The organism is Brevundimonas sp. (genome assembly GCF_036659295.1).
In the GTDB taxonomy this organism is placed as follows: domain Bacteria; phylum Pseudomonadota; class Alphaproteobacteria; order Caulobacterales; family Caulobacteraceae; genus Brevundimonas.
Map to the genome: position 1 here is coordinate 1 of NZ_JAVXCU010000049.1, position 16,653 is coordinate 16,653.

General features: G+C 58.9%; 12 protein-coding genes and 1 pseudogene. 6 read left to right on the top strand and 7 right to left on the bottom strand.

Going from position 1 to position 16,653, the window contains the following annotated elements:
* Positions 1 to 264: 264 nt before the first annotated feature.
* Positions 265 to 768, bottom strand: coding sequence for an RNA polymerase sigma factor (locus tag RSB01_RS09680; protein ID WP_332619469.1), 504 nt, complete (start codon positions 766 to 768; stop codon positions 265 to 267).
* A 187-nt stretch (positions 769 to 955) separates the two neighbouring features.
* Positions 956 to 1,141 (bottom strand): annotated as a pseudogene (locus RSB01_RS09685) (hypothetical protein); the annotation flags it as partial.
* A 321-nt stretch (positions 1,142 to 1,462) separates the two neighbouring features.
* On the opposite strand from RSB01_RS09685, the gene RSB01_RS09690 reads away from it, so the two are divergent.
* Positions 1,463 to 2,203, top strand: coding sequence for a response regulator transcription factor (locus RSB01_RS09690; protein ID WP_332619468.1), 741 nt, complete (start codon positions 1,463 to 1,465; stop codon positions 2,201 to 2,203).
* A complete protein-coding gene (locus RSB01_RS09695) occupies positions 2,200 to 2,454 on the top strand; it encodes a hypothetical protein (RefSeq protein WP_332619467.1) in 255 nt (84 codons plus the stop codon). Before RSB01_RS09690 ends, RSB01_RS09695 begins: the two co-directional genes overlap by 4 nt.
* Here the strand turns inward: RSB01_RS09695 and RSB01_RS09700 are convergent.
* Complete coding sequence (locus RSB01_RS09700) at positions 2,451 to 2,867, bottom strand: MarR family winged helix-turn-helix transcriptional regulator (protein WP_332619466.1); 417 nt, start codon at positions 2,865 to 2,867, stop codon at positions 2,451 to 2,453. The genes RSB01_RS09695 and RSB01_RS09700 overlap by 4 nt on opposite strands.
* Before the next feature lie 196 nt (positions 2,868 to 3,063).
* Between RSB01_RS09700 and RSB01_RS09705 the strand changes: the two genes are divergently transcribed.
* From RSB01_RS09705 to RSB01_RS09715, 3 genes are all read left to right on the top strand, one after another.
* Positions 3,064 to 4,167, top strand: a complete 1,104-nt coding sequence (locus RSB01_RS09705; protein ID WP_332619465.1) for a histidine kinase — start codon at positions 3,064 to 3,066, stop codon at positions 4,165 to 4,167.
* Positions 4,164 to 4,949, top strand: coding sequence for a LytTR family DNA-binding domain-containing protein (locus RSB01_RS09710; RefSeq protein WP_332619464.1), 786 nt, complete (start codon positions 4,164 to 4,166; stop codon positions 4,947 to 4,949). Before RSB01_RS09705 ends, RSB01_RS09710 begins: the two co-directional genes overlap by 4 nt.
* 247 nt (positions 4,950 to 5,196) lie before the next feature.
* Entirely contained in the window at positions 5,197 to 8,202 is a 3,006-nt protein-coding gene (locus RSB01_RS09715; protein ID WP_332619463.1) for a TonB-dependent receptor, read from the top strand.
* Positions 8,203 to 8,470: 268 nt separating this feature from the next.
* Here RSB01_RS09715 and RSB01_RS09720 read toward each other — a convergent pair whose 3' ends face one another.
* A complete protein-coding gene (locus RSB01_RS09720; protein WP_332590486.1) occupies positions 8,471 to 10,543 on the bottom strand; it encodes a winged helix-turn-helix domain-containing protein in 2,073 nt (690 codons plus the stop codon).
* 102 nt (positions 10,544 to 10,645) lie between these two features.
* Between RSB01_RS09720 and RSB01_RS09725 the strand changes: the two genes are divergently transcribed.
* The gene (locus RSB01_RS09725) at positions 10,646 to 12,712 is read left to right on the top strand and encodes a TonB-dependent receptor (protein ID WP_332590485.1); all 2,067 of its coding nucleotides are present in this window, start codon (positions 10,646 to 10,648) and stop codon (positions 12,710 to 12,712) included.
* 312 nt (positions 12,713 to 13,024) lie between these two features.
* On the opposite strand, the gene RSB01_RS09730 is transcribed toward RSB01_RS09725, so the two are convergent.
* Genes RSB01_RS09730 through RSB01_RS09740 form a run of 3 tightly spaced genes read right to left on the bottom strand, consistent with a single transcriptional unit; the run spans position 13,025 to position 16,504 of the window.
* On the bottom strand, positions 13,025 to 14,479 hold the full coding sequence (locus RSB01_RS09730; RefSeq protein WP_332590484.1) for an alginate export family protein: 1,455 nt from the start codon (positions 14,477 to 14,479) through the stop codon (positions 13,025 to 13,027).
* 56 nt (positions 14,480 to 14,535) lie between these two features.
* Complete coding sequence (gene maiA / locus RSB01_RS09735; protein ID WP_332590483.1) at positions 14,536 to 15,165, bottom strand: maleylacetoacetate isomerase; 630 nt, start codon at positions 15,163 to 15,165, stop codon at positions 14,536 to 14,538.
* 4 nt (positions 15,166 to 15,169) lie between these two features.
* Entirely contained in the window at positions 15,170 to 16,504 is a 1,335-nt protein-coding gene (locus RSB01_RS09740; RefSeq protein ID WP_332625379.1) for an MFS transporter, read from the bottom strand.
* Positions 16,505 to 16,653 lie beyond the last annotated feature (149 nt).

Genomic DNA, 16,653 nt, shown 5'->3' on the forward strand with positions numbered 1-16,653 from the left:
CGCCCCCCTTATTTTCTGCAGGCTTTCATTGGAAACCGTGTGGCTAGCAACAGTGGCACGCCACGCCTCGAATTCGGGACGTAAATCTGTGTTCGAAGGCTCCTCGTGAAGCGTAACAAACCATCGCGTCGCTTCGGCCATCACAGGATCAATGGTGTCCTGATCCCGAGCTTGTATCTTACTTCTGCTCACGCGCGCCTTGCCCGAATTACGCGGATCACACCCGCATAAAGGTAAGACGCATAACCCTGCCCTTTGTCAGGGTTATTTCTCAAAATCAGTATCAACTGCCATTTGCAGCGCCAGCAAAGCGCGCGTCATGTGTTCGTAAACGGTCTGGCGCGACGTACCCATTAGTCGCCCAATCTCTGCAAACGACAGTCCCTCGATCCTGGACAAGCGGAAAACCTCGCGTGGACGCGCAGGCATGGCCGCCATGATGCGGTCCATACGCTGTAACTGCTCACGAGTAATCAGCGCGGATTCTGGTGAGGGAGCCGGATCCCTCACACGTTCAATCACACTGTCATCAGTGTTCACCACAGGGGAAGACGAGGCTCGGCGACGGTGATCGATAATTAAATTATGCGCTATGCGGAATAAATACGCCCGCATATTTCCAATAGTGGTTTTCTCGGTCTTTGAGGCCGCCGTGATCCTTGCCCAGCTTTCCTGGGCAATATCTTCGGCATCCTGACTGTTGCCTACCCTGCCCCTTACATGTGCCCGCAACCGACGATCAACTTCGTCGATGCTACGCTCATTCACTTGAGGGCGGTGTGACAAGTCAGGAGATCACTCAAAACACGGGACACGTCCTTCTACATTTGTCGATTTTGATAATCAATATCATTTAAGGTCGACCAAGCTGACCCGGAGATCTTGTCAGGTCAAATAGCTTGCGCACCAAATTGAGGGCGATAACCTCAGGAAAAGGCCAGATCTGACAATCCATTTAGTGCTGTCGACTTAACTGAACGAAGTCGAAAGCCCCTACCCTACAAACTATCAGGTGGTTGCAGCCGCCCAAACGGTATCCGCATAGACGAGAATGGCGAAGTCTGGGTCTGCTGATCAGTTGGTGCTGGATGTTGAAGGTATTGTAGATCGCTGCGTGGGGTGTGAGGAATCTTTGCACTGAGGCTTGGGATTTGAACCTCTGGTGCTGCCATTCACGTCGTCGGATCGACGGCATGACGGATCACTTCGCTGGGAAGCGGTGTCGCTTAAAAGATAGCGGCTTCATAAAATGCCTTCTCCACCAACGACTTGCAGCCACCCAAGAGGAGCACCTTTAGCGTTAGACTGCCAGCACCGCTAAGGTATGTGGTTGACAGTCCAACAGGTAATTTAACACGGCAAACACGCGAACTTTCGGCCATGTCCGCCCTAACGGCGATTAAACCGCATCAAGTGCGACTAACCTGTCACCATCAGCATCATCGCCGGGGGAGCGGAAACCTTGCACATCGACACAGGAAGACGGGACGAGCGACATGAGATCGCGACCACCAGCCTACACGTTGGGACCGGACGCGCACGCGCGTTGCTGCTGATCGGTCTGAACGACAACGAACATCACGAACTGGGTGGCTATCTGGAACGCCAAGGCTTCCATGTCATTAGGGTCGGCTCGACGAGTTGTCTTCATGATGATGAACCACAGGGCGAAAAATTTGAGGCTATCGTGTTGATCGTACGCCTGCCGGACGCAGAGGCGCTCGCCGCCATTCGCCAGTTGAACAGTTCTGACGCACCGCCCTTGCTGGTCGTCGCGCTGGAGGGAGAGACGGTGGAGCGTGTGCTGGTGCTCGAGATGGGGGCTGACGATCTGGTTGGACGAGAGACTGAGCCGCGTGAAGTGCTGGCGCGGCTGCATCGTCTGATCCGCCGACGGTCAGAACCAATTGCGCCCGCCCGCAGGGCGGAGGTTCATAACTGGGCGCTCAAGCCCTCTCAGCGAAAACTGATCACGCCTTCGGGCCATTCGATTAAGCTGACGGCAAGAGATCAGGCGCTGATGAACGCCTTCTCTGATAACACCGACGGCCTACTGCTGGACTGGGACTATCCGCGCGGTCACATCCGCACCGCGATCAGCCGCCTGAAACGCAAGGTAATGGCCGACGCTGGCGTCGCCTTGCCGATCCATAACGTCTGGGGTCAGGGCTATTGTTTCAGCGCCAATCTGGTGCAGGCATGAGCACCCTGCGTTCCGATACGCGCCCGGATGACCGCATCGCCAGCGCCCGGTTGATGAAGCGCAAGGCTGTGATCACCGTCGAGTACGAAGTCGAGGACTATGTGGGGGCCAAAGCTCAGGAGAGCCGAATTCGTCGCGCGCTGGTCGATCTCAGCCCGGATTTCGACCGCATCGACATCCGTTTTGCCGATCGTCGGCCGCGCAATACGCCGCGCGCCCCCGCCCCCGACCGGAGTTGGCCACGCGACTAAGCAGCGTTCGAGCGTTCAGCAATCGTCGACGTCGCACAGGACGTTTTGGGTGCAGCATCGGCACTTGGCTCCGCTGCAAGAATGAAACTGAGCCGGTCCGCCAGCGCATTTCCCGCCGCCGTCAAAGCTAGGTGCCGGTTGCGACCGTCCATCCCGCGCAACAGTTCCACCAGACCATAGGCCGGTGTCAGCGAGCCGGGCTCGCCCTCAACCGCCATGGCGCGCACTCCGCGTGAAACGGCCGCGTCATTTCGACCGCACAGTAACGACAAATCCAACATGCGAATGCCTTCCTGACGCCGGATGTTCAGGAACATTGCCAACTGGCTGAGACTCAACCCCGGTGCCGCGCGCTCGACTTCAACCAGAACCGCCAGCAGAGTCTGTGTCATGTAATCGGCGGTGTCAGTCATGGTTGCGGCCCCCTCGTTCAAATTTCATTGTAATTTAAAAATACGGATTTGACCGCTCCAACCGGCCTATTGGCCGATTTCATCGTCGTTCCGTCGCGACAAGTGGCGCATTTTGTCGCGCTTAGTGACCACTTCGCCGCATCACCTTTGCACTGCGACCTTGGTTGGTGCTTTTGTGCCCTCTAAAGGAGAGGCAATGACCGAATACGACGACGACGAAGCGCGTCCTTTGGCATTCACGCGACTGGATGGCACGGTTGTCCTGCTAACCGCCACCTTCTGGACGATCAACGCCATACAGTTAAGCGCCCGATCTTTGATTTCTCCTTCGGAATTCAACCAGATGGACGGAGTCATGCTGGCGCGATTGGCCAGCCTTATGACGGGAATCTTGCTGACCTTGGGGATGTGGATCATCCTGCGCCGCCTGACAGAACCCCGCGCCTTCGCCTGGTTCTGGCGGGCTGCTGCTCTGGGTCTAGTAGTCTGCCTGATCCACACTGTATTGAACGCGACCTACTTCCGAGTGCTGACGGACTATCACGCCTCTAGCGGCGAGTTCTTTCTGCACCCGCGCAATGTAATCTCCACCTACATTTCCTTCCTGTGGCCGATCATGACCTGGTCCGCCCTGTGCGCCGTCATGGTTGCGGGCGACAATCTGCGCCGCCAACAAGCGCGCACAGCAGAAGCACAAGCCGTTGCGCAACAAGCGCAACTGGCCGCCCTGCGGTTACAGATTCAGCCGCACTTCCTGTTCAACACCTTAAACTCTGCCTCCAGCCTAATCGGCCAAGGCCGCGCTCAGGAAGCAGACAGGATTTTGGTGCAACTGGCCGACTTCCTGAAACACACTCTGGCTGCCGTGCCGCGCGAACTGGTGCGACTGGAGATCGAAATCGACAGCCAGGGACGCTACCTCGACATCGAGGAGATCCGTTTTCCAGACCGCCTAAGCCGAAGGCTGCTGCTGGAGCCAGAAGCCATGGGAGCGATGGTGCCAAGCCTGATCCTACAGCCCTTCGTCGAGAACGCCATCAAGCATGGCCTAGCCCATTCGGTGGTTCCCGTTACGCTGGAGGTCGGTGCCCGACGTGACGGAGAGCGGCTTAAACTGTGGGTTTCCGACGATGGTTCCCGCACCGCCACCACCTGCACCAGCGGCTTGGGCCGCAGCCTGGCGAACGCGGGGCGACGACTGCACCTGCTTTATGGCCCCGAGGCCTCGCTACGCTACGGCCCTGGCGTCGAGGGCGGCTGGCGCGTCGATGTCGAACTGCCGTTCGAGGTCGCCGCATGAAGGTGTTGATCGCCGACGACGAGCCCCTAGCCCTCGCGCGACTGAGACAGGCCCTGACCTGCATTCCCGAGGTCGAACTAGTTGCCGCCGCCCGCTCGGGCGAAGAGGCGCTACAATTTATCCGTGAACTGAAGCCGGACGTCGCTATTCTCGACATTCAGATGCCCGGGCTGGACGGCCTAGGCGTGGTGATGAGGCTACGGGCCGACGATCCTGTTCCCGAAGTCATCTTCGTGACAGCCTTCACACAGCATGCCGTACGGGCATTCGAACTGAACGCGGCCGATTATCTCACCAAGCCTTTCGAATTCGAACGCTTGCGAGCCGCGATGCGCCGTGCGCGAGCTCGGCTGGACGGCCGCAACTCGGACCAGCGTTTCGCCGAGCTTCAGGCACTGGTCGCCTCGCTCCAGCAGACAACCGAACCACCTCTACATGAAACCGAAATCTGGATCCGGCGCGCCGACGGCCTGTATCGTCAGCCGCTGGACGAGGTAGAACTTATTCTGGCCCAGGGCGATTACGTCGAGTTGCACACACGCGGCATAGCCTATCTGGTGCGCGACACCATCAGCGCTCTGGAGCAGAGGATCGACCCTGCCCGCTTCATGCGCTGCCACCGCTCGATCATCGTCAACCTGACATTTGTACGGGGAATGCGTCGGCGCGGCGGACGCAAGCTGACCTTGTCCCTTGCTGACGGAAAGGAAATTGCAGTCGGACCCAGCTACTTAGATCAGGCATCACAAGCCATGAACATCAAGCCATGGAGACGAAGCTAATTCAATATAAGTATTTGCAGATTTGTAATTTTTATTGTTGTGTTTAAATTAACGCCAGTCATTTATATAACATATATTAGAAACATTCCATTATTGCCCTAATTAGCCTCCCGAGTACTGTCTGATTGCTTCAGAGTCACCTGATAGACCCTGAGCATTCTTACGAACATTCCGCATCCAAGGATGCATCGGGAGGGCATTGATCTTGCGAACTCACCTTTTCCGCCGGCGATTGCTGGCTACCACCATGATCGGAGGGGCGCTGGTCTCGGCCGCGCCGGTCATGGCCCAAGCGTCGCAGACGCCTGACAACGCTGAGCCCACCGCGGTCGGCGAGATCGTCGTCACCGGCTCGCGGATCACCCGTCCGAACCAGGATTCCCCGGTTCCGGTTTCGGTCATCACAGCCCAGCACATCGAAGCCACGGGCCAGATGAACACCGGCGATATCCTCCGCACCCTTCCGGAGGCTGGCGTATCGACCTTCACCCCGACGACGACCACCTTCTCAACCGCCAACAACGGCGTCACTACTGTCGATTTGAGGAGCTTGGGTGAAAATCGCACTCTGGTTCTGGTCAACGGCCGCCGGCATGTGGCCGGCATCGTCGGCAGCCAGATCGTCGACTTCAACACCATCCCGACTGACTTCATCGACCGCATCGACGTAGTGACCGGCGCGGCCTCGGCCGTTTACGGATCGGACGCACTGGCCGGCGTCATCAACATCATCACCCAGAAGGACTTCGAAGGTCTTGAGCTTTCTGCACAGGGCGGCATCACCGAACGCGGCGACAACGAAAACTTCAAGATCGGCCTGAAGTTCGGCTCCAACTTCGCTAACGATCGCGGCAACTTCGTCGGAGCGCTCGGTTGGCGGCAGACAGGCTCGGTCTATGGCCGCGACCGCTGTGATCGCGAGATGTGCATCGACTCCGCCGCGACGACAGCGCGCCAGCACAATGTTGGCGTCTTCTCCTCCTTCATCCCGCGCGGCACGGCGCTGATCCCACGCGTGGGGGCCGGCAACCTGACCAGCGTGGTCGATGATAACGGCGCAGTCGTCCCCTACACCAACGCCGGGTTCGGCTATAACCGCTCGGCCGAGCGTCAGCTTTTCGTGCCGGAAGAGCAGATCCGCTTCAACGGCCAGATGACGTACGACATCAACGATAATCACCGCTTCTTCTCGGAGATGTCGATCTTCCACGGCCGCACTTCGAGCGAGATAGAAGGCAACCCGGTCGGTTCAGAAGCCATCTATCAGGACCAGTTCGGCATCGACCAATTGCCTGACTGCCGCGACTTTGACGGCGACGGCGACAACGAGTGCCGCTACGGCGTGGCGATCACCAGTGCCATCGTACCGACAGCCCTGGCCAACGCCGTGCGCGCCCAGCATCCGGGTATCGCCGACGACGATCTGGTGGTCGGCTTCCGCCGCCGGATCACAGACGTGGGCAATCGTGGCAATGAATCGGAACGGGCGATGGCCCGCCTGGTACTCGGCTTCGAAGGTGAGTTGGCGCCCAATCTGAACTATGAGTTGAGCATGAACTACGGTCGTTCGGACTACGACCAGCGTTCGAACGGCGACATCATGACCGCCCGCTTCCGCCAGGCCCTGGACGCCGTGGTCGTTGGCGGCGAGACCGTCTGTCGCGACACCGCCGCCCGCGCTCAGGGCTGCCTGCCTATCTTCATCTTCGAAGAAGGCGGCATCTCGAAGGAGGCGGTCCAATACTTCACCGCCGCCACCAGTTTGGACGCCTATCAGGAACAGTACATCGTCAACGGCTTTGTCAGCGGCAATGTGCCCAGTGCTCTGCCAGCAGGCGACATCGGCTTCGTCGTCGGCGCTGAATACCGCGAAGAATCGGCCCGCTCGACTCCCGACCCGCTGACCCAGCTGGGCCTGGCCACCGGCAACATCACGCCCGAGACTCAAGGCGCGTTCGATGTCGTTGAAGCCTTCGCTGAACTGCGCATCCCGCTGTTGGCGAATCTGCCTTTCGCGCAAGCCCTTGACCTGAACCTGGCCGGACGCGTGTCGGACTACAGCACCGTCGGTTCGACCACGGCTTGGGCCGCTTCAGTCGAGTACCTGCCGACCGATTGGCTGAAGCTGCGATCGCAATATGCTGTCGCCGTGCGCGCCCCGAACATCAATGAACTGTTCAACCCCGGCTCGCAGACCTTCCCGCAGGTCGGCGACCCTTGCGAAGGCGTCACTCTGAGCGGCGGCCAGGCGGCCTTCCTGAACACCCGATCCAATATCGCCGACCCCACGGTTGTCCTGGGCAGCGGCGTCGACGCCTCGACCATCGGCGACGCGGTGGCCCAGGCCTGTATGCTCGATCCGGCAGTGGTTGCGCGTGTCGCTCGCGACGGCGGTTTCGCTCTGACCCAGCCCGAGTTCCAGGGCGTGTCGGGCTTCAACACCGGCAACCCGGATTTGACACCGGAAACCTCCAAGACCTTCACCTTCGGTTTCCTGTTCAACCCTCGCTGGAACGACTGGTGGTCGCGCCTGTCAGTGTCGGCGGACTACTATGACATCTCGATTGAAGAAGGCGTCGGCACCTACGGCCGCCAAGTCTCGGTGGATCGCTGCTACGAGAACACGTCATCTTATGACCCGAGCTCGCCTTTCTGCGGCGGTATCCAACGGTTCAACGGTGGTGCATCGGTCGGCGCGCTTCAGTTCGTCAACATCCGTAATCTGAACCTCGCCGAGATCAACATCGAAGGGATAGACCTCAAGGCAAGTTACGGCTTCGACCTGAACGAACTCTTCACCGGCCGTTCGGGCGATATGGGTCAGTTCGCCGCCTCGCTATCTTACAGCCACCTGCTGGACTTCGGCTCGACCGCCTTCCCGGGCGCCGCGCCGCAGACCTTCGCCGGAACTGTCGGCTCGCCTGATCACGAAGCGATGCTGAACCTCCTCTACTCCCGTGGCCCGCTGCAAGTCTCTATGGGCGTGCAGTATGTCGGCGAGGCGGATGTGGGCTTCTTCAACGAAGATCTGGAATCGCTGCTTCCGTCGATGACCTTCGTCAACGCCCAGTTGCGCTATGACGTGTCGGAGCGCATGAGCGTCTATGCTGGCGTCGACAACCTGTTCGACGAATACATGTTCATCGCAGGTACCAATGGCGACATCGGCCAGTCCACCGGCTGGACCACCTTCCCGGAAGTCTATGACGGCCTGGGACGTCGCTTCTACGGCGGCTTCCGCTTCAGCTTCTGATCGCTGCGCCAAAAATAGGAAGGGCCGAGCGCAAGCTCGGCCCTTCTTGAAGGTCAGCATCGTTAACCCAGAACCGCCACGACGGGGGGCCGTAAGGTTAACTGAACTCGCTTGAGAAGGCCCTACCAGCTCGCAATCAAACTGTAGCAGCCGTCCAAGCGGTATCTGCATCGACGCGAAAGCGTCGAAGTGTAGGCCTGCCGATCAAATGGCTGGATGCTGAAGGTGTTGTAGATTTCTGCGTTGATGGATTGGCAGATGAGAGCTTTTAACGACGATGCAATCCAATAGCGCGCAGATCCGCTTCATCACGAACGACTCTAGCGGCGACAATGTCCTCCATCGGGGAAACAACAAGGCTGTGCTTCAGGCCATATGTCCCAAGCGATTGCACATCACGGCTCGTGCCAGACCATGACGTCAGACGTAGGGTGGCCTCGCCGCCCGGAATGCCTGCGAGATGATACAGGCCTTTCTCTGTCGGTGCCCACGCCGATTCCAGATCGAGGCGGATCAGGGGGGAACTCAGAACAACTCCATTAGCGCCGAGTTGCCACAGTCGGTCGTCATCCTTTTTGAGGGCATACAGGCCCCGGTTGCCTGCGCTTTTGACGGTCATGACACCCGCGCTATTCACGACTTCAGTGACCTGCCCCTGCCGGTTGATCCGTTCAATACGCCAGCCACCATCCCTAAGCGTGGGAACCAAGAGGTCGCCGTTACGGTCCCAAGCCAACTCGTCGCGCACAGCCCCGTCAGACGTTAGGTTCCGCAGTCCTGAACCTCCGGTATTGATCAGATAGACATCCGTGCGGCCATCCCGCGATGCGACAAAGGCGATGCTGGAACCGTCAGGGGACCAGCGAGGCGAGAAGACGCTGGTTGCCTTCAGATCGGTCAGTCGGGTGGGTAAACCGTCACTACGTTTGCTCCAGATTTCCGAGCCACCATTCTGATCCGAAACGAAGGTCAACTCACCTGTCAAAGAAAGGTCAGGGTCCCAGTCGCTGGTATTCCCGTTAGTCAGAGCAACGGGTGCGGTGCCTGCACGCCAAGTGAACAGGTTTGATCGATAATCGCTGGCTTCCACTGCCAGCAAGCCGGTTCTGTCAGCGGACAGACGCCCAAAGTCCAATAACCCCATGCTCAACCGAACAGGCGTTGCTGGACGCTTAAAATCTACAGTCCAGAGGCCGGAATCACCGCCTCGACTGCTAGAAAATACAACGGTTCGATCATCGGCTGTGAAGGCATAGCCCATGGCCTTCCACCCCTTACGGGTCAGCGGCCGCAGTCCGGCACCTGAAACCCTGGCCGTGTAGAGGTCAGCCACCCCATACGAGATAGCCCGCCTAAAGACGATGTGATCACCCCCGTGGCTAACGACAGGATCGTGGTCGCCGAGGCTTGTCGCAGGCGGCGAGGTCACCTCACGCATTTTTCCCGTGTCAGGGGCCAAAGCTCTGATGCGACGCACGGCATCCCTCGTCGGCCGATCAGACAGCAAAATCTCGCCGTCCCGTGTCCAGGCCAGACGTGTCATGTTTTCCACCGCACAACGCCCCACAACACGCGGCTCGCCCTGAGGCACGGGGGCGACCAAAATCTCGCAGGGGCGACCGGCAACGCGCCGCACAAAGGCGATGCTGCGTCCGTCGGGTGACCAAGCGGGGGCCATTTCATCCTCTGGCGTATTGGTCAACCGGATCGGTGTGCCGTCCGTGACACCTCGCAGAAAAATGTCCCTTTGAGTCCCAAATCCAGCACCGCCAGCATAGGCGAGCAAGCGGCCGTCTGGCGAAAGAGCAGGATGGGTTTCAACGCCAGGTTCAGATGTCAGAGGCCGCACGGCCACAGCTTCGAGTACCCCGGCAGGCTTCATTGGGATGAAAACACTGGCTCCCAATGCAACCACTGCAATCACAGCCCCAACAACCCAAAGTGGTCGTAGATTTGTTTGTGGCGAAAGTTCGGGTGCTGACTTTTCGGGCACCTGATCCAGAAGACGCAGGCGGTAGCCAACCTTGGGGATGCTGCCGATCTCAACGGCTGGATCGCGCTGGAACAATTTTCTCAGCTTAACGATGCATCGCACAAGTGCGTCATCACCGACCACACGCCCCCCCCAGCAAAGACGGGACAGTTCCTCGCGACTGACAGGATCACCGCGACGACGATTGAGCGCGACCAGAACCTGCATCACGCGGGGCTCAAGTTTACTGCTTCCATCGGGCCATATCACTTCGAGAGAGGCTGGATGCACCACGCCAGACCCGAGCGGAAAGGATGGCTCGGATACCAGTTCGATCGGCCTGCGAAGCAGAGCTGACAGGTCGTTCATCGGATAATCATCGTCTCAATATCGGGCCCCCGCCCTCGCTCACAGAACGCCAATCTCTTCTATCGCCATCAAGATTACCAGTCACCTTGATGAGACCAGCCGATGCGCTTTCGCAATGCCCACCTGTTCGTACTGCCTCCCCTGTCTCTGGCGTTCGCCGCCCCTGTCGCCGCACAAACCCCGCCACCGCCAGAACTGGTCGCCGTCGCCCCTTCGGCACCACAGACCGAAGCCAGCCAACAGGGCGTGCTGGTGTTTACGTCGGACTTCTTCGCGGGCCAGCAGCCCGTTTCGGCACTGGACATGGTCAGCCGCGTTCCGGGCTTCAGCGTCATTGACGGTGATGGCAGTCGGGGTTTTCAGGGGTCGGTCGGCAATGTTCTGATTAACGGTGCGCGTCCGGCGTCCAAGAACGATACCGGCTCTAGCGTCCTGTCGCGCACCCTCTTTACCCAGGTCGAACGCATCGAGCTGATCCGTGGCGGAGCGTCCGGTATCGATATGCAGGGCTTCTCTGTCGTCGCAAACGTCATCACGCGTGATCAGTCCAGTCGCCAGTCAATCTTCACTGGAAACGCAGTCCTTTATGAGAGAGGAAACGACACCTATGGCGGCACGTGGCAGTTCACCGACAGCAATGGTGACCGCACTTGGGGCTTTACCCTGACCGACGGTTTTTCTGTCAACGACTCCAATGGCACGGGCCCTGTTATTCGCCGCGACGGTACGGGTGCCCTGTTGCGCAGCGAAGACTTCGAAAACGATCAGATGAGCGGTGGGCATTCGCTGAGACTGAACTATGCCAGCCCCTTTCTGGGCGGCCAGATCGACCTGACCGCGATGTACGGGATCAATGACTACTCAAACTATAGCCTGCAGACCTCGTCGACGGTTCGGCGCGCGTCTCGATATAAGGAGGATAGCACCAGCGGCGAGTTCGGCGGCGTCTTTACACGCACGCTCAACACGCGCCTGACCTCGGAAACCCGCCTCATTCATGAGTTTAGTGACTTCACCGGAGCCTCGACCAACCGAACTACGCTTTCAGGCGTCGACAGTCCGGAACAGCGCTTTGAGTCCGATGGGAATGCGTCCGAAAGCATTCTGCGTAGCTTGGTCCGTCTGGAACAATCGCCAAGTTTGACATGGGAAGCCGGCGGCGAGGTCGCGTATAACATGTTGGAGACAAAACAGGCCTTCCAAGTCGGCGGCATTCCGGTTCCCCTGCCCTCGGCCTCAGTGAAGGTCGAGGAAACACGCGGCGAAATCTTCGGCAAAAGCACGTGGAGAATGCGTGAAAACCTGTCCCTCGAAAGCGGCTTGCGCATTGAAGGTTCTACCATCAGCCAATCGGGCGATGCAGACAGTGAAAATACCTTCACCTTCGTCAAGCCGCGCCTGCTGGCGACATGGACGCCCGGCGCTGCCAACCAGTTCCGCCTAAGGTTTGAACGCGAGGTTGGGCAACTGGATTTCAACGCCTTCGCAGCCTCTGCAGAGTTACAAAATGAAAACGTTCTTGGCGGTAATATCGACCTAGAACCTGAACAACGCTGGATCAGCGAGTTAGCCTACGAACGACGTTTCTGGGGCGATGGTTTCGTCAGCATCACTCTTCGCCATGACCAAATCACCGACGCCATCGACGTCATCCCTCTGCAGGATGGTTTGTCTGCGACCGGCAACAACGGCGACGGCACTCTGGACCGCCTAGCAGTAAACCTTCAGGTACCCTTGGACCGATTGGGCTTCAGCGGTGCCCGGTTCAGCGCGCGCAACACATGGAACCATACCGAGGTCACAGACCCCACATCAGGGCAGATACGGCCGATCTCCAATGTTCCGAAATCCCATGCGGTCATCATCCTCGCCCAGGACATCAAGGCGTGGAATCTACAATGGAGCGCCGCATGGGTGCCGCTATTGGGTCGGACCAGTTATGATCCGGATGTACAGTTTTCGTGGCGCGGACGGGACTTTCTCGAGGGCTGGGTCGAGTACAAGCCGACGCCGACATTGGCGATCCGGGCGCAAGTCAACCTCTGGGACGATTACACTCAAACACGTATCGCCTATGCCGACCGTACGACGAGGCCCATCGCCTATGTCGAAACCCGCGCCATAGACCCGAGAACCTTTTACTCGCTCCGTCTGCGAAAAACATTCTGACGTTCAGGTCGCTACTGTACTGACAGCATCCACAGGTCTGGTCCAGACGACCAGAATCGTAATTTCGACACAGTACCACGCGTGGATAAGCTGCGTCGGATCCGCCCGCATCCGATGATACTCCCTCGTCGCGTACAGATACGGGTTATGTTTTCCTCACGCCCATTCCGTTAAGCCTGTGTGCAAGGAACGAGCGGGTGGTAGGTCCGGCACCCTATTCAAAATAGTTCGGGCAGCGCATCGCCAATAGCGACAATCGCTGCCCGAATATTTTCTTGTGTCCAAATCTGCGGCACGCAGATCCGGAAGGCTTTAGAAGCGGAAGGTCAGGAAGGTGCCCAGATAAGACTGATCTTCGGCTGTGCCCGTTTCCTTCAAGAAGTCCCCCGCCTTTGTATAGTTAGCCACCCCCATGACAGAAACATACGGGTTAATCGCATAGCGTGCGAACACCCCCGTGCGCCAGCCGACATAGGACGACTGACCTTCATTGGCACCGCGCAAAACCATGCCCGACAGGGCATACACCCCGTCATCTTTGCTGGTGCGCCACAGACCTGCAGTATTGGCCCCCAGCGTTAGTTTCGCGCTCGGACGGATAGTCACTTCCGGCTGGAGCAGTACCATGTTCGCAAAGCCCAGATCGGTTCGTAGGGCCGCCGGTTGTGGGAACAAAGGATTAAAACTGTTTAGCTTGCCATCGTTGGGATCTTTGTCACCCGAGGCAGCATCCAGACGTACCGCCACGCGGGGCGACCATTTCACATCCGCGAAGGAACGACCTACGACACCCGAGAAGAACCATGCATCGATGTCCAGATCGTTGAACGAACCGAACTGTTTGACCGCTTCGACATCATAGTCCCACGGAGCCACCTTGCCCGACAGACGAACCGATACCGTATCGCGATCGTCACGACCTGCGATCTGGCCATAGAACGGCGTGTTCATGCGGTCGGTGTTGACGTACATCAGCTCCAGACGCGGCGCAGTTGCCCCCTGCCCCAGCGTCTTGGCCGCTGTGGCACCGAACAGACGATAGTCGAAATTGGTCGCATCATCGAACGAGGCCTTGCCCTCGCGTAGGGCATAGCCGCCGAACACACCGCCGCTCCAGCCCGTCGGGCTATCATATAGCACGCGCACCATATCCAGTGCGGCGCGGGCATTAGCCCCTTCCCGCATATCAAATAGACGGAAAGCCCCCAGACCGAACTCCTGACGACCGGCACGGACACGCAAGGTACCATCAGCCAGACCCGTCTTCGCTTCAATGAAGGCTTGGTGCAGATCGGTGCGGTTTTCCTCGATCACCGGCTCACCGCTGTCGAGGCCCGAAGTACGGGCATCCTGGATGTCGACAAAGGCGCGCACCGAGGTACCGAGATTAAGTTCCCCCCACACGCGGGCGCGGGTCTGGAAATTGCCGCCGTGATCCTGTGCGCCACGACCGAAACGCTCGTTGTCGCGATGCTCGGCACGGAAACGCAACTCCCCGCCGAAGCTGGCCCAGACAGGGCTGCCTTCAACACCGACCGGCACATATTTGAACTGCGACCATGGCGAGGTGCGCTTGGCCCGATCAGCCAGATAGGCATAACTCTCGTCGTGGTTGATCAGCTTGAACGGAGGCGGCGCGACCGCCGGTGCGGCAGCAACAACCGCTGTGGCAACAGGAGCCGTCTGGATCGGTGCTTCGGCATCGACCACAGCATCAACAGGGGCGTGCGAAAGCAATGCGGCTACCGCCGCCAGTGCAAAACTCATAGGGTTTCCTCCCGAAAGGGCCCGGGTTCAGTCCCGCGCTCGGTTTTGTGGGGTTGTTACTCGGCGTCCGGCTGGACCGAAGGCGCAGCGGCCTTAAAGGCATCAAGCTGCATGCACGCGGCTTCTAGGGCCTGAATGCGCGGCCAGCGCAGTTCGACACCAAAACGGCGGGCATTGCCCAGTTGCGGAACGATATAGATGTCGGCCAGTGTCGGCGTATCGCCAAAAGCAAACGGGCCGGGCTGGTCGGCAATCAATGTCTCGACAGCATCCAGCCCCTCCTCGATGGTCTTTGCCGCCCATTCCTGAACCTGATCCTCGCCGTGGCCCAAATCGCGCAAACGCTGCAACACCTTCAGGTTCTGGACCGGATGGATATCGCAGGCCACGATCTGGGCCACGGCGCGGACCTTGGCTCTCTGCACCGGATCGATGGGCAGAAGGGCCGGCTCGGGGAGAATCTCGTCAAGGTATTCGATGATGGCCAGTGATTGTGTCAGCACATGCCCGTCATCGGTTTCCAGCGCCGGAAGATGCCCTTGCGGGTTCAGCGCCAGAAACGCAGGTAAGCGATGCTCGCCTTTACGCAGATGGTGGGAGACCTGCACGGCCTCCTGTCCCTTAAGGCCCAGGGCAATACGAACGCGCCATGAGGCCGTAGAGCGGAAATAACCGTGCAGGATCATCAGATTAAACTCCGGCGCGACGACGAACGCCGCCCAGTACAAAGACAGCCAGCGAAGCGATAATCGCCGGAATGACAGCCAGAAGGATCAGGTTCTGCGGGCTCCAGCCAGCGGCTAGAAGCACACCACCCACCAGCGGGCCAACGATGGCACCGATGCGGCCCACACCCAGCGCCCAGCCCACACCGGTCGCACGAATGGCGGTCGGATAGACGGCAGCGGTCAAGGCGTTACAGCCGATCTGGGCACCCACAACACCAAAGCCCGACAGTGCTGCGCCAACCAGAAGAACGGTCAGGTTGGTACCGCCAAAAGCCAGCAGTGCGATAAAAGCTGCCGATGCGGCATAGGCCGAACCCAGCACGATATAGGGGCTGAGCTTGTCGATCATACGACCCAGAACAATGGCACCGACAACGCCGCCGAGGTTCAGTGTGGCGGTCGATAGGATAGCCATCGACAGCGGCAGACCTGCGCCCTTCAGCAAGGTCGGCAGCCAGTTCACCAGGAAGTACATGACCAACAGGTTCATGAAGAAGGCGACCCACAGCAGCAGGGTGACCGGCGTGCGGCCTTCACGGAACAGCTGGAAGACAGAGAAGCCCTTGGCCGAGGTGGACTGTTCGTCCTTCAGACCCGAGATGAACTCGCTGACCGAAGCATTGGCGTCGATTTTTTTAACGATCGGGGCGATCTTGGATTCAGGCGCATCCTTGGCGACCAGGAAGCGAACCGATTCCGGCAGCATGAAATACAGCACTGGCAGCAGCAGCAGCGGTAAAACGCCACCGACCACGAAAACCGAATGCCAGTCCCACGTGGCGATCAGCCATGTCGAAACCAGACCACCAATGGTCGAGCCCAGCGGGAAGCCACAGAACATTACGGTCACCAAAGTGGCCCGCAGACGCGCCGGACCATATTCACTGGTCAGGGCGATGATGTTTGGCATGGCAGCGCCAAGACCGATACCGGTGATGAAACGGTAAATCAGAAGCTCGTTCATCGAACCGGCAAACGCAGTCAGAAGCGCAAACAGACCAAAGATAAAGGTCGAGATCAGGATGATCGTCTTGCGACCGAACTTGTCGGCAGCAGGGCTAAGGGTAAAGGCACCGACAGTCAGGCCCAGCAGACCAACTGCAAAGATAGGGCCGAACGCTGACGGGGCCAGACCCCATTCCTCGGCGATCTTGGGCGCTACAAAGGCACTCGACTGTGTGTCGAAGCCGTCAAGCATAGCGATAATAAAGCACAGCGCCGTCACGCCGAACTGCAGTGGACCGAATTTGGCCCGGTCGATGACGGCATTACCGCCGCCCTCCCCCATAGCTGCCATTTTTAACTCCTCCTCGGAGGGCGCATCTTTTGTGCGCCTCTCCGTGCTTGCTGATGATGTTGTTATCAGACGGCTTTGGGGCCGACCTTGATGTTGAGCGATGACAGGCCATCGATGGTCACAACCATCTCGTCACCTACGACGACAGC

Bases quoted from the DNA above. Each gene is read 5' to 3' on its own strand.
- RSB01_RS09725 (WP_332590485.1), top strand. From the start codon at position 10,646: ATGCGCTTTCGCAATGCCCACCTGTTCGTACTGCCTCCCCTGTCTCTG.
- RSB01_RS09710 (WP_332619464.1), top strand. From the start codon at position 4,164: ATGAAGGTGTTGATCGCCGACGACGAGCCCCTAGCCCTCGCGCGACTG.
- RSB01_RS09695 (WP_332619467.1), top strand. From the start codon at position 2,200: ATGAGCACCCTGCGTTCCGATACGCGCCCGGATGACCGCATCGCCAGC.
- RSB01_RS09740 (WP_332625379.1), bottom strand. From the start codon at position 16,504: ATGGCAGCTATGGGGGAGGGCGGCGGTAATGCCGTCATCGACCGGGCC.
- RSB01_RS09700 (WP_332619466.1), bottom strand. From the start codon at position 2,867: ATGACTGACACCGCCGATTACATGACACAGACTCTGCTGGCGGTTCTG.
- RSB01_RS09715 (WP_332619463.1), top strand. From the start codon at position 5,197: ATGATCGGAGGGGCGCTGGTCTCGGCCGCGCCGGTCATGGCCCAAGCG.
- RSB01_RS09730 (WP_332590484.1), bottom strand. From the start codon at position 14,479: ATGAGTTTTGCACTGGCGGCGGTAGCCGCATTGCTTTCGCACGCCCCT.
- RSB01_RS09705 (WP_332619465.1), top strand. From the start codon at position 3,064: ATGACCGAATACGACGACGACGAAGCGCGTCCTTTGGCATTCACGCGA.
- RSB01_RS09720 (WP_332590486.1), bottom strand. From the start codon at position 10,543: ATGAACGACCTGTCAGCTCTGCTTCGCAGGCCGATCGAACTGGTATCC.
- maiA (WP_332590483.1), bottom strand. From the start codon at position 15,165: ATGATCCTGCACGGTTATTTCCGCTCTACGGCCTCATGGCGCGTTCGT.